This window comes from Marinospirillum sp. (genome assembly GCF_035271045.1).
Classification (GTDB): Bacteria; Pseudomonadota; Gammaproteobacteria; order Pseudomonadales; family Halomonadaceae; genus Marinospirillum.
Map to the genome: position 1 here is coordinate 1 of NZ_DATESC010000016.1, position 13,445 is coordinate 13,445.

A 13,445-nucleotide genomic window follows, 5' to 3' on the forward strand; every position below is an offset into this window, starting at 1 on the left:
ACAAGCCTACATCAAGCACATTCTTGACCGCATAGCTGTCGCTGACACATTAGAAAAACTCGAAGCCCTGCTGCCATGGAATGTAGAGCTGGATTAAGCTAAGTAGCCGTTCTGCAAGGGTGCTGATTTAGGGGCGCTTACGTTGAGCCAGAGAACTTTGAAACCCATGCCCAGTTATACTTCAGCAATGAGATATTACCGCAGATAGATGAATTGAGACGTAATGTTCGTACCATTACCCGGTCAGCCACTAAAGGAGTTCTGGTTTCATTAGGTGGAATAACGACCGCGATGCTCTCGGGATCATCTCTCCCTCTGATTCCATCACTTATGGTTGTTGCAGCGGGTGGCGCTTCTGAAACACTTGATTCATTAGGTCGCCATCAAGACTTCAAGAAAACACCAGTATATATATGGCATCGAGTAACCAAAACATAACCAGGCCAAGCACGGCGACAGCTTTTTCGTTGCGGCTTCGCCTTCACTACAAAGCTGCGCGTGTTGGCGGCGTTAGGCCCATACAGAGAGTTCTTAATGTTTTCAAGAAGAAGCATATTAGCGTTGGTAAACACACTTAACTTCCGTACTCATGATGAAGTGGAAAGTGAACTTCCCCTAAACTACTAGACACTCTTAAGTTAGAATGCATGCCTTAGGAGATTAACATGTTGAAACCCCACTACACACCAGAGTTTAGAGCCGAAGCAATTAAGCAAGTCACTGAACGTGGCTATTCCGTTTTAGAAGTTTCTGAATGAGTCGGCGTGACTAGAAGCACCCTTTACAACTGGTTAAAACAGCATAGGCAAGCCACCAATCCAGATCCAGTAATCAGCGCACAGGCAGACTTAGCGACCGAAAATGCTCAGCTTAAAGTAGCTTTAAAACGCGCTGAAGAAGAGCGAGATATCCTAAAAAAGGCCGCCGCATACTTTGCCAAGCAGTTCAGCTAAGGTATGCGTTTATTAAAGAACATAAGAACTGCCACCCAGTCAGGCTCATGTGCCGTTTATTGAAGGTCAATCCGAGTGGTTACTATCAATGGCTTAAACAACCTGACTCACCAAGAACCCTTGAAAACAAGCGTCTTACCGATTTAATCCAAACAATATGGGAAGATTTTGATTATATCTACGGCAGCCCACGTATTCATAATGAGCTAAAGAAATTAGACGAAAAATGCTCAGTTAACCGAGTAGCGAGGCTAATGAAGCAAGCGAATATACGTGCATTAAGAGGCTATAGGGTACCAAGGCATCATCCTGCTGGTAAGCCCGAAGATGCTGCAGATAATATCCTTAACCGTGAGTTTAATTATGATGAACCAGACAAGGCTTGGGTCACTGATATTACCTACATTGAAACCCGAGAAGGCTTTTTATACTTAGCTGTCGTACTCGATTTATGCACGCGCCGGGTTGTTGGCTGGTCGATGAAAGAAAGAATGACCAAGGAGATAGTGCTTGATGCACTATTAATGGCCCTATGGCGTAGAAGACCCAAAGGCGCAGTAATCATCCACTCTGATCAAGGCTCACAGTTCACCAGCGATGCTTGGATGAAGTTTATTAAGGACCATAACTTAACCCCTAGTATGAGTCGACGCGGTAACTGCTGGGATAATGCGGTTGTGGAATCTTTTTTTGGTTCATTGAAAAAAGAGCGAATCAGACGTAAGGTTTATACTACTCGTGAAGATGCGCGTAGTGATATTTTTGATTATATCGAAGTATTTTATAACCGTAAAAGAAGTCACAGCTACCTAGGCCAGATGTCACCAGTAGAATACGAAGAAAAGAACCACTTAAGTCCAGTAGCCGAGTGTCTATAGAAGTGGGGGAAGTTCAAAGGAGTAAATTTTTGAGCTAAACACTGTGTAATGTACTAGTACAGAATTAAAGCTTCCAATAGATGAGCTTTCTTATACGGAGGACTCTTAACTGACTGAAGCTTCATTTTTATGTAACAAATTCAGGGCGCTCGTCTACCGTACTTTTAACCTTATAAAACTAATATGTTGTTAGCCATTCCATCCAGTCTTTCTTTAACTGTTTCCCACTTAGGCATTACTTGGTTCATTAGGCGGTAAAAGCGTTCGCTGTGGTTGTGTTCGGCTATGTGGCATAGCTCATGCAGTATTACATAATCTATGCAATCTCTGGGCGCTTTAATCAGGTGTGGGTTGAGTGTTAGGCGGCCATTGGGTGAGCAGCTTCCCCATTGCGTTTGCATAGTGAAAACACGTAACGGTGGTCGTTCAGTTACCCATAAAGCTTGTTCAAGCATTACATCTAGGCGTTTGTTAAACACTTCTTTAGCACGGGTTTTATACCAGTCTGTCAGTAAGTTACGTACCCTACCTGCATCCTTTTCTCTAACAGATACCTCTAATTTACCACGCAGTAGTTTTACGCTCTGTGGCTGTTCTGGTGTTACGTTTACTTTAAGAAGGTATTGCTTGCCAAGGTAATAATGGCTTTCGCCGCTGACGTATTTGCGTGGGGTTACATGCTCTAGCTGTTTACGAAACTCTCTTAGCTGCTTATAGATCCAACGGCTGCGCTTTTTTACGGCGGCCAGTACGGCTTCGTTATCGGTATCTTCTGGTGCGGAAACTACTACACGACAATCCGAATGCACTTTAATCAATACATTGCCATTGGTTTGCCTTGGTCTGCGTTCAAAGGCGATGACTTCATCACCATAAGAGAAGCTAAGTCGTTTAGGTGTCGGATAAACCTCTACGTTCATTTTAGTTAGCTCTCTCTCAAGCCAACACGGGTGATCTGTAAAACCATTTCAACAATTTTCTTAGCCTGATTCATACCGCTACCAATTGCTTTGCACTGGTTAAACATAAGCGGCAGTAATTTTTTACGAATATCCGCTTCAATGTTTTGTGGGTTAATAGAGTTCTCGGTAACGGAAGTTACTACGGCTTGGTCTACTTCAAAAGCCAGTTCTATCCACTTGTCTTGTATCTGCTGGTCAACGACGGCGAAGGTTTCTGGCAGTATTTTTTTGAATACACCAAAGTATGCTTGGGCGTGACGGTTGTCTGCAAAAGCATCGGGGATGTCATCTAAGCGGCGCTCTTGTACTTGTTCTTCAAACTCATGGAATAGCATGTATTGTTTAAGAGGATGCTCGAACAGTTTCTCTGCTTCTTCAATGGCTTGTCGTAAGAGTTTAGAGAATGCTTCTTGTGCGTAGGGGTCGTCCTGTAGCTCTTGTTCAATCATACGAGTTACACGAGTTTTGATTATGTCTGTTTCGTTACGTGTTTTGTCTTCGCTCCAATCTTCAGGCTGGGCTGTTTTCCCCATTTTATTTACTTCATACACGCCTTCTGGGTCTTTTACTTCCACACCAACCACGTGCTTATCTAGCAGTTTTTTAACCTGGGCTGCATATTCGTCATAATCAATACGCTCGCCAGCGTCTTGTTGAACCACTTGGCGTAAGCTAGAAAGCTGCTTAACTGTTTCTTTGTAGTGGCGGCGGTCGTTATCGCTAAAACTGCTGTCTTCAAAGAAGGTTGCCGATTGCAGTGCCACTTTTAAGCAGCTAGAGAATGCAGTTAAAGCTTCGTAAAAGTCTTCACGTATTTTTAGGTTTACGTCTACAAGTTCACCGTCACGGTCTTCTGTTTTAGGTATTAACGTCTGTCGTAATTGCTCGGTATCGTTTTTGTTTTTAACGCCGTCAAAGATGGCCCAAAGTGTTTTATACAGTTGGGGCAGTCTTTTGTATTCAGTGCTCATTTGGTTATAGAGACCTTCGATATCGTCTATGTCATAACCGCCTTGGGTGCGTGAGGCTAGGTCTTGGTACTTCTGAATGGTGGTGTCTAGCTCCGATAAAATACCGCGATAATCGATTAACAAACCAAACTTTTTCTTGGCATGTAAACGGTTTACCCGTGCGATGGCTTGTATCAGGTTGTGTTCTTTTAATGGCTTGTCGATGTAGAGAACGGCGTTTTTAGGTTCATCAAAGCCTGTGAGTAATTTATCTACCACAATCAACATCTTTAGCGGGTCGGCTTCGTCAGCGAAGCGGCTAATTAAATGCTTGGTGTAGGTTTGCTCGTCTTGAGTGCCTATGTTGTCTTTCCACCACTGGATAACTTCTGGTGTAGTGGTTTCATCTACTTCTGTATTGCCTTCACGTGTATCGGGTGGGCTCATTACTACGGCAGACTCAAAACGATTGTCTTGTGGCCATAGTTCTTGAGCTTCATCTAAATACTGTTTGTATTTAATAGCGGAAAGTTTGCTGTCACTGGCTAACTGGCCTTTTAAGCCTTCATCAATGTTTTTAATGAAATGGTTAGCAATATCTAAGGCAATTAAACGAATACGGTCTTCTGAACTGTATACCTGGCCTTTCTTGCTGAATTTACGCTTTAAGTCGGCTTGCTGTTCGTCAGAAAGGTCTTCTGTAATACGGTCAAACCAAGCATCTATAGCACGTTCGTTTACGTCTAAGTCAGGAATGCGCTCTTCGTACAGAAGCGGTGTTACGGCTTTGTCTTCAACTGCACGCTGCATGGTGTAGGCATGCACAATAGGGCCAAATTTATTGGTGGTCTTATTGTCTTTTAACAAGGGTGTACCGGTAAATGCCACAAAGGCGGCATTGGGTAATGCTTGTGTCATGCGAATATGGTTTTCACCACCTTGGCTACGGTGGCCTTCGTCAATCAGTACAATAATATCTGCGCTGGTGTTCACACATTCAGTCAGCTTGGTCGCTGAGTTAAACTTCTGAATCAGGGAGAAGATAATACGTTCAGTGCCTTTACCAATTTGCTCAGCTAAGCGTGTGCCCGAGGTTGCCATGGCAGCTGCTTTATCCTTTTTACTAGAAAGCTCACCACCTGAAGCAAAGGTGTTACTTAATTGGTTTTCTAAATCGATACGGTCAGTCACTACCACAATACGACACTGTTTTAGGCTTTCATGCAGAATCATGGCTTTACTTAAAAACACCATGGTAAATGACTTGCCTGAGCCTGTGGTATGCCAGATCACGCCACCTTCACGGCCGCCAGTGCTATTTCGAGTATTGATGCGTTCAATCAGCCGCTTGATACCAAACACTTGTTGATAGCGAGCAATGATTTTACCGGCTTTTTTATCGAACAAAGTAAAGTAACGTGTTAACTCTAATAGCCGAGAGGGGCTAAGCAGGCTAATCAGGAGTTGATCTTGTCGAGTGACAGCCAGCTCACCACCCGCAATAAGATTCTGATACCAATGTAAGTCTGCAGTTGGCCGGTGGCTAAATAGTTTTGTTACTTGTGTGGCTGACAGTTGTTTGTTTTTAACCGCATACATTTGGGCATCGGTAAAATCTTCTTCTCGCCAAACTGCCCAAAACTTCGCTGGCGTACCACAGGTACCATAACGCCCTTCATTGCCGTTGATCGACAGCAGCAGCTGGCTGTAAGCGAATAATCGCGGTATCTCGTCGTGGCGTTGATTGCGCAAACACTGTGAAATACCTTCATTGATAGTCGGACCTTTTTGGCTGTTGCCATCGGGCCGTTTAGCTTCAATCACCACCAGCGGTATACCGTTCACAAAGCACACAATATCAGGCCGGCGACTTTCTACGCCGCCAGAGCGGGTTACAGTAAATTCTTCGGTAAATACAAAGCTGTTATTGCTTGGGTTTTGCCAATCAATCAGCGCGATAGTGGGGTTGGCCTTTTTACCCTCGACAAACTCAGTCACTGAAATGCCGTACAGCAGGTGGTTATACAGCCGTTCATTAGCGGTGAGCAGACCTTCATTTAGCGCGGGGCTGCATACTTCGGCAATGAGGTTGTCGATAGATTTTTCAGACAGCAAATGTTCTTTGCCCGCAAAAATAAAGGTACGTTTAATCAGCTCTGTACGCAAAACACTACGCAGCACCACCTCATCGATCTTACCGCCACGTGCAGCCCATGCTTGCTCGGGTGAATAAAACTGCCAACCAAGGTTGGTTAGCAGGGTAAGCGCGGGTAATTTGGCACTATATTCTTCTTGGAATTTTGGGGTAGGATTCATCCCATCCACTCCTTGCTAAATGAGATATTACTGGTGTTTTAAATATTTACGGGGTAGTTAAATACTTAATAGCCGCATTGATTATTTCTTATAAATCAACCAATTCTATCCCAACTGTTCGATTACTTCCTTATACCATATAGTGCCGTTATAACATCTGGTTTCTGAGTTAACCAGTATAACTTTGACATTATCTAAGTTATCATCTAGACGCAGCTTTTTCTTAAGAGCTTGTGTTGTTTCTTTTGGATCAATAGTTACAACAAAAAGCTTTTTATTTTCTTTTTCAACCAATTCCCTAAACAAACCATTTATGTGGCTATCATCCTTATTAAATCCAAACCCAACTGAGATAATAATATCGGAATCTTTGTAAGCATCAAATAAATCAACATACCGCCTAGACATCTCCACTGAGGTTAAAGGCTTCAAGCCGCTTTGTGTGAGCATAAACGGAACGAGGATCTGCTCTCTATTATAGTTATCCCTATCATTAATTTGTATTACTTCGTTTTTATAAGGATTATAGAAGTCTTTAGTACTTCCGTTTAAGTGAAAAACACTGATTTGAGGAAGATTTATTTCATTATTAATTTCTTGAAACAGGCTATTATAATTGGAAGTCCCTATTACGCTTACCTCTCCACCAGAATCTATAAAGTTTTTAACGTCGTGATAATATCCTTCATTTGGTATTGAATCTGGCTTTTGTTTTATAATGTATTCATGAGCTATCTCCATGAAAATAGCCATTCTAGTGAATTTTGCCCACTCTGTAGAAGGTGAAAATAAAAACCTAAAATGATCATCTATTAATTTTTGATAATCCAATACCGTGCTGAATAAGTTTTCTAGTATTTTTTGAGATATTGCTGAAAACAAGCTGATCACCGAAGATTCATCAGATGTATCAAAGTTTCTATTTTCATTCAGTAAAAGTTCTAAAGCTGTTGAACCAACCCTATCAAACTCTAAGCGAAACATACCAAAAATATCATCAAATATTGGCAAATCATCAGGTGCCGACTCAAATAGCTCTTCATTTAAACTTTGAACAAAGTCCTGCCCATAGGCTCCTACTAATAATTGCAAAAAAGCAATTGTATATCTTCTTAGGTCGTCACAATCCTGTCTTGAGCGGATAATTTCTAAAGCACCAGAATAATACTCAGATCCAAAAATTTTTACGTCTTTAGCTAGTTTCTCATTAAGTCTAATATCTTGATCATATAAAACCTCTCCTATATCCTTTTCTATCTCCTTTGAGAATTTTTTCTTAAACTTATCGACTTCTATTTCTAGCTGCTTACATGCATATAAAAATTCTTTATCAAAATCATTTAACTTTTCAATGATCTCATTTCGCTTGTATTGTATTGATGATTCGATAATGCTTGTAAATTCATTTTTCCCAAAGACGAAAATATTCTTTTTAGCATAATCTCTTGGAAGCCATGAGTTTGCATACAAGCTACGGGAATCTATATTTTTTAATTGCTTCCTAAACTTTATCTTATAAGGTGTTGGATCTTGCCTAAACAGATCTATTGCAAATTTTCCACCACTTGGAAGTCCATATCCAATCTCAGCTCCTGCACCAAAAAAAAATCCTATTTTCATATTAGTTCTCCTTAGTTAATTTGTATTCGGCGCTTACCTGTTAATAACTGCTGCATCAGCGCTTTTTTCTCTTGCTTTAAAGCTTCTATTTTTTGTTGCAGGCTATCGATTTCTTGGTCGGCTGAGGAAAGCACGGCGGCGATGTTTTGTTGTTCTTCCACACTTGGTAGTATGATTGTAAAGTCTTTAACCATTCCTGCGTTTAGATTTGACTGTGTGCCTTGCTGTCCTTGAAGTTTCATCTTTTCTTTCAGTGAGCTTAAGAAGAAATATAGGTACTCAAAATCAAGCGAGTCTTTAGGTCTAATACCCAAAATTGCCTGCGAAGAACTCAAAGGTACCTTAGCTATGCTGCACTCACCGATTGATGCATACATTGCATATAAAATAGTGTTCTTAGGATATATTCGCGCAGAGGAGTTTTCTAACCCAATAGGAGTAAGGTATTTTTCAGTCGAAACAATCCATTTGCCATGCTTGGTCATATCAGCAATGGAAACCCAAGGAATATCCCCGCCATAATATTCTTCAACACTGGATTTTGGTGTTCCGCCGCTGTTCATATCTGCAACAGAACCAAGCTTTACTTTCTTCCACTTCCCACTAAACCTAATCCCATTATCATCCAACAAGCGTTTTTTGCCGGTGAGCAGCTGTTGCATCAGGGCTTTTTTCTGCTGCTGGCTGTTGGCGAGTAGCTGTTCGGTGGTGGTGATGGCTTTATCCCATGTGGATAGGATTTGGGCGATTTTCTTTTGTTCGGGAAGTGGTGGGATTGAAACCTTAACTTTTGCTAAATCCTTTTGCCCTATATTAGCTCGTACAGCTCCCTGCCCAAGTTTTATTACTTGATTTCTAAACTTGGATGATTGAAACAAATACACAGAATACGCAGGAGTGAGGATTCCCTTACCTGGCCTAGCGCGGATTACAAAACCACCAAAAACAGCCGGTTTATCGTCTAGATAAACTGCTGACATGGCTATTTCATCAAATGTCTCGGAGGTGCGATTAAATAACACGTCTCCAAACTTAAGCAAGTTACTTTCTAACTGACTTTCAGCGACATTAACCCGCCCTATAATCTTATCTTCAGTAAGGATATCGTTACCAAAAACATCCATAACATTAACGAATTTTAGCCCGTACCCATATTGGCTCTTATCAGCATTAAGCCCATTCTTGAACTCCATAAAATCGCCAAGGTGGCACGACACCCATGAATTAGGCACCATATCCAATCTCCTTTAAAAAACTCGCCATTTCAGCCTCTATCCCCAACGCCCACCAATAAGGTTCAAAGCTGCGTTTAACGCTGTTTGCAATCAGTGCAATAAAACTGCTGTAGTCGCCGGTGCAGTGAGCAGTATCGAGTGCTTCGTAATAAGCTAAGCGCTGCTCTACTTCAATAACAGTGGCAGGAAAGCCAGACTGCATGAGTATGAGATTCATTAGTAAACGGGCTGTGCGGCTATTGCCATCGGTAAAGGGGTGTATTTTTACAAACTCGCCATGCACACGGGCAGCACGCTCAACAGGGTGTAAAGCTTGGGCATCGGTTGTGTACCACGCTATAAAGGCTTGCATTTGCTCAGGTACTTGTACGGCTTGTGGTGGTTTGTGGTTAGCACCAGAAATCAGCACGTTCACTTGGCGATAACGGCCAGCATTATTGTTAGAAGGGTCGGCATCGATGTTTTTCAGTACCAGTTGATGCAAAGATTTAATGCTGTACTCATCTAAAGGCTGTTGTTTGGTGACTAAATCTTCAACAAACAAAATGGCATCGCGGTGGTTAATGGCTTCTAAGTGTTCACGCAGGGTTTTACCGCCAATGGTAATACCTTCCAGTGCCACCTTGGTTTCTTTAAGCGTGAGGGTATTACCTTCAATCGCGTTGCTGTGGTAGGTCCACTGCAGAACTAAGTTCTCGTGTAGGTTGCTGACTATTTCAGCGGGCAACGGGCGCTGTTCGTCTAGCTTGGCTTTGAGTAAGTCAGCAAGCTTAAACAACTTATTATTGTTCATTTTTAGTTTCCGCAGCGTCAGAGTCTTGTGGGAGTGTTTGGCTTTGCTTGGCTAACTTTTTTTCTTCTGCTTTAACGCGCCTTGCCAGCTTTGTTAAGTCTTCTTCGGCTGGAAGGTTTTCGGGCTTAATTCCACGCTGCCCAAGCATGGAACGTACGCTGGTATTATTTTGTATGTGCTCTGTAGTTATTGAGCCTTCACCCTGTAAGTTTTCTTGTTGGACATTATGGTTGGTTATTTCTGTTGCTAAGTTTTTAGCTGCAATAGTTAGCGTAGGCAAAAAATCGGCTAGCGGCCGAGTCGCCACAATACCATAGCGATCTTTCATGGTTTGGGTGGTGTTTCCGCCAAATAAGGCTTGATCGCCTCTGGAGCGGATGCGGCCAAAGCCTGCGCCATCAACTCCACGTTCGTAGATGTTTCGCGATAGCTCTTTTTCTGACTCTTTAAGGCGCTCTCTAGCATCCATACGCGCCTGAAGACGCATTCTATCTTCAATAATTTCTTGCTTTCTGGTTTGCACGGCAAAGTAGCTTTGCGCAAAAGCAATTTCAGGTTTACGTGAATCACCATTTTGAGCAATCAGTAAGCAGGCATAGCGAGTAAGCATATAGTCTTCAACAGGGCGGTTTGCACCTTTGCCTGTTTCGATCATTTTCGTGACGCCACGAAAATGATCTGAAGCTAGTTGGTTTGCGGCTTCGCAAGAGTCTATAGCACGATTAATGGCTGTTTTAAAATTCTCCCAACGTGCATAACCAAGGGGGGCCTGGAGATCACGGGCAAACCAAAACTCTATGCCTTGCTCGTCGACCTTCTGAACCTTTGATTCTAAGGTTTCTCTGAGTGTTTGTAGGTCTGTACTCATGGTTGGTTATTTCCCATATCATCAATTTCGCGCTGGCTACCTGAGCCAAGTTCGACCATTTTCCCAACTTCGGCAAAATGGTCTGAAATCTCCTGCTGTTTCATTGCATGCTCCTTATGCGTTGGTGTGGGTGTAGCCCAACTCTTTTAGGTAGCTTTCCATTTGCTGTTCCAGTTCAGCTAACTGGGTTTTAAGCTGCTCGCGCTCAGCACGTACTGCCATTAAGTCGATTTCTTCCTCTTCTTCAAAGGTATCGACATAGCGTGGAATATTTAGGTTGTAATCGTTTTCTTTAATTTCATCTAAGTTGGCTAAGTAAGCGTACTTATCAACGTTGGTGCGGTTTTTATAAGTTTCGATTATTTTTGCAATATTATCGTCGCTTAATAGGTTTTGGTTTTTACCTGATTTGAACTCACGGCTGGCATCTATAAATAACACTTTGTCGTTATTTTTTTGCTTCTTGAATATTAGAATAGCGGCGGGTATGCCGGTGCCGTAGAAAAGCTTTTCTGGTAAGCCAATAACAGTATCTAGTAGGTTTTCTTCAATTAAACTTGTACGAATTTTACCTTCTGTGCCGCCACGGAATAAAACACCATGCGGTACAACCACACCCATGCGGCCGCCGTGCTTAGAAGATGAAGCGGGTTTTAGGGTTTCAATCATGTGCAGGATAAATGCGTAGTCACCTTTTGTTTTTGGTGGTACGCCACGACGGAAACGTCCGTATTTATCATTCTCGGCGTTTTCATGCCCCCATTTATCTAAGCTGAAAGGTGGGTTGGCGGTCACTATGTCAAACAGCATTAGGTCGCCGTTTTTGTCTAATAGTTTAGGGTTGTTTAGAGTGTCGCCCCACTCAATCTTGTGGTTGTCTTCGCCGTGCAAAAACATATTCATTTTAGCCAGTGACCAAGTAGAACCAATGGATTCTTGGCCGTAGAGGGCGTAGTTTTTACTGTCGTGATTTTCAACAACCTTACGAGCGCATTTCATTAAAAGTGATGCAGAGCCACAAGCAGGGTCGCAAATGGTATCGCCTGGTTGTGGGTCTAATAGTGTGGCCATTAATTCAGATACTTCGGGCGGGGTGTAAAACTCCCCTGCCTTTTGCCCACCACTGGCAGCAAAGTTTTTAATAAGGTATTCGTAGGCGTTACCGATAACGTCTAATGTGCCAACACGGCTGGGCTTAAGGTTTAGTTCTGGCTTAGCAAAGTCTTCTAGTACATGGCGTAAAATAGTATTTTTCTGTTTTTCTTCACCTAGTTTGTCGGTGTTAAAGCTGATGTCTTGGAACACGCTTTTACCCGCGTCTTTTAGCTTCGTGCCGTTTGCTTCTTCAATAGCATGTAACGCTTGGTCTATACGCTCACCATTACCTGGTTCGTGACGACGCTCCCACAGAGCATAAAAACTGGCACCTTTAGGTAGTACAAAGCGTTCTGATTTCATCATTTCTTCAATCAGTTCTGGCTCGTCACCGTATTCTTTTTGGTAACCTTCGTAGTGGTCTTGCCATACATCGGAAATGTACTTAAGAAACAACATGGTCAGAATAAAGTCTTTGTAGGTGTCGGCGCTTATGCTGCCGCGGAAGGTATCGCAAACGGCCCATAAGGCTTTGTTAATACTGTCTTGGTTAACTTTATCGTTCATTTGTTATTCCTTGTTGAATAAGTCATTGGCTATTGCGTTCATTGTGCGCTCGCCATTTTGTATAAGTTGCTGCATTAGCCTTTGTTCTTTATTAATAGTTTTGGCTAATGCGACTATTGTCTGTTGTTTTGCTAACGGTGGAATAACCACTGGCGTGTCTTCTAGTACGCTGCGACGAATGCTTTTAGTCAGTGTACCTTCAGAGCTTTGTTCAAAGTAGCGCTGACAGTAAGGTTGGTTTAATAGCCATGCTACAAACTCTGGCAACACTTCTTTATGTTTGACTCTTACAACAAAAAAATGAGGCGAGGCTACTGCTTCAACAGTGGAGCCAAGTGTCTCGTTAGCTTTTTTTATATCAACCAGTACGGCGTAGTTATGGTTGCCACGACCAGCGACAAGAATATCACCTTCTAATAAGTAATCGGGATCGCGCTTGCCCGTTAGCTTTGTTGTTATGCAATCAACCCAATTAACGCCATCGGGTAATGAAATATCTCTCATCTGCACAGCAATTACTGTCGAGTCATAAACCTCGGGGATTTTCCCTCGAAACGGATAACCCGCATTAATTGATGCTATTTGTTTTAGCATTACGCTTCCCTTTGCCTTAATTCATCGACTATGATGCATAAATAGTCTCTTAAAAATGAGAAAAAGTCAATAAAAATGCTTCATTGCTATTGGTGCAAAACCATAGCGTAGATAGAAGCATTTGATGATGACTTTAAGCTTGCTGGGAGTGCTGGTTCATCTGTCTTTTGATGATACTAAGAGTGTCATCCATAAAGCGAATAGGGCGGTTTTATGTGTCGCTTATTTTTACAGGTTATTTGTACAGTGGTTGTACTGGTCAAGCCCAGGTGGACACTTTTAATTGATAATTTTCATACTCAACTGGGGTCATATCACCATTAGATGTATGAAGCCTTTTTAGGTTGTAATATTTCATATACGCAGCAACATCGGCTGCCATAGATTCGTAAGTTGGGTGTTGAGCTTTAAGTATCCAGTCGTGTTTTAAGCTGCCAAAAAAGCGTTCAACAACGGCATTGTCCCAACAAGCGCCAACATCACCCATCGACTGTTTTATACCTAGCTTAGTCAACGCATTTTTTAACTTCTTACTGGTGTACTGTGAGCCACGGTCGCTGTGGAAGATAACACCTTTTGGGTGCCCTCTAAGCCAATAAGCTTGCTTAACCGAC

10 protein-coding genes and 1 pseudogene are annotated in these 13,445 nt (G+C 42.3%); 2 read left to right on the forward strand and 9 right to left on the reverse strand.

Annotation, left to right across the window (positions count from 1 at the left end):
* Positions 1-10 precede the first annotated feature (10 nt).
* Together VJY63_RS06815 and VJY63_RS06820 are read left to right on the forward strand one after the other, a co-directional pair.
* Positions 11-97, forward strand: coding sequence for a hypothetical protein (locus VJY63_RS06815; protein WP_414674823.1), 87 nt, complete (start codon positions 11-13; stop codon positions 95-97).
* Between the two features lie 568 nt (positions 98-665).
* Positions 666-1,831, forward strand: a pseudogene (locus tag VJY63_RS06820) (IS3 family transposase).
* 170 nt (positions 1,832-2,001) lie between these two features.
* Here the strand turns inward: VJY63_RS06820 and VJY63_RS06825 are convergent.
* From VJY63_RS06825 to VJY63_RS06865, 9 genes are all read right to left on the reverse strand, one after another.
* Entirely contained in the window at positions 2,002-2,751 is a 750-nt protein-coding gene (locus VJY63_RS06825) for a SprT family zinc-dependent metalloprotease (protein ID WP_324049320.1), read from the reverse strand.
* Between the two features lie 5 nt (positions 2,752-2,756).
* Positions 2,757-6,059, reverse strand: coding sequence for a type I restriction endonuclease subunit R (locus VJY63_RS06830; RefSeq protein WP_324049322.1), 3,303 nt, complete (start codon positions 6,057-6,059; stop codon positions 2,757-2,759).
* Between the two features lie 105 nt (positions 6,060-6,164).
* Positions 6,165-7,679, reverse strand: coding sequence for a hypothetical protein (locus tag VJY63_RS06835; RefSeq protein WP_324049324.1), 1,515 nt, complete (start codon positions 7,677-7,679; stop codon positions 6,165-6,167).
* A gap of 11 nt (positions 7,680-7,690) precedes the next feature.
* Complete coding sequence (locus VJY63_RS06840) at positions 7,691-8,914, reverse strand: restriction endonuclease subunit S (RefSeq protein WP_324049326.1); 1,224 nt, start codon at positions 8,912-8,914, stop codon at positions 7,691-7,693.
* Positions 8,904-9,707 carry a Fic family protein gene (locus tag VJY63_RS06845; protein ID WP_324049328.1) on the reverse strand — a complete coding sequence of 268 codons (804 nt, stop codon included), beginning with the start codon at positions 9,705-9,707 and terminating at the stop codon, positions 8,904-8,906. Before VJY63_RS06845 ends, VJY63_RS06840 begins: the two co-directional genes overlap by 11 nt.
* Positions 9,697-10,575 carry a DNA damage-inducible protein D gene (gene dinD, locus VJY63_RS06850; protein WP_324049330.1) on the reverse strand — a complete coding sequence of 293 codons (879 nt, stop codon included), beginning with the start codon at positions 10,573-10,575 and terminating at the stop codon, positions 9,697-9,699. The genes VJY63_RS06845 and dinD overlap by 11 nt, the downstream gene beginning before the upstream one ends.
* A gap of 114 nt (positions 10,576-10,689) precedes the next feature.
* Entirely contained in the window at positions 10,690-12,237 is a 1,548-nt protein-coding gene (locus tag VJY63_RS06855; protein ID WP_324049332.1) for a type I restriction-modification system subunit M, read from the reverse strand.
* 3 nt (positions 12,238-12,240) lie between these two features.
* On the reverse strand, positions 12,241-12,831 hold the full coding sequence (locus tag VJY63_RS06860) for a restriction endonuclease subunit S (protein ID WP_324049334.1): 591 nt from the start codon (positions 12,829-12,831) through the stop codon (positions 12,241-12,243).
* A 259-nt stretch (positions 12,832-13,090) separates the two neighbouring features.
* On the reverse strand, positions 13,091-13,445 hold a 355-nt coding region (locus VJY63_RS06865; protein WP_324049336.1), incomplete at its 5' end, for an integrase core domain-containing protein.

Excerpts from the sequence above, each read along its gene's own strand:
- VJY63_RS06825 (WP_324049320.1), bottom strand. The coding sequence starts at position 2,751 with ATGAACGTAGAGGTTTATCCGACACCTAAACGACTTAGCTTCTCTTAT.
- VJY63_RS06830 (WP_324049322.1), bottom strand. The coding sequence starts at position 6,059 with ATGAATCCTACCCCAAAATTCCAAGAAGAATATAGTGCCAAATTACCC.
- VJY63_RS06835 (WP_324049324.1), bottom strand. The coding sequence starts at position 7,679 with ATGAAAATAGGATTTTTTTTTGGTGCAGGAGCTGAGATTGGATATGGA.
- VJY63_RS06840 (WP_324049326.1), bottom strand. The coding sequence starts at position 8,914 with ATGGTGCCTAATTCATGGGTGTCGTGCCACCTTGGCGATTTTATGGAG.
- VJY63_RS06845 (WP_324049328.1), bottom strand. The coding sequence starts at position 9,707 with ATGAACAATAATAAGTTGTTTAAGCTTGCTGACTTACTCAAAGCCAAG.
- dinD (WP_324049330.1), bottom strand. The coding sequence starts at position 10,575 with ATGAGTACAGACCTACAAACACTCAGAGAAACCTTAGAATCAAAGGTT.
- VJY63_RS06855 (WP_324049332.1), bottom strand. The coding sequence starts at position 12,237 with ATGAACGATAAAGTTAACCAAGACAGTATTAACAAAGCCTTATGGGCC.
- VJY63_RS06860 (WP_324049334.1), bottom strand. The coding sequence starts at position 12,831 with ATGCTAAAACAAATAGCATCAATTAATGCGGGTTATCCGTTTCGAGGG.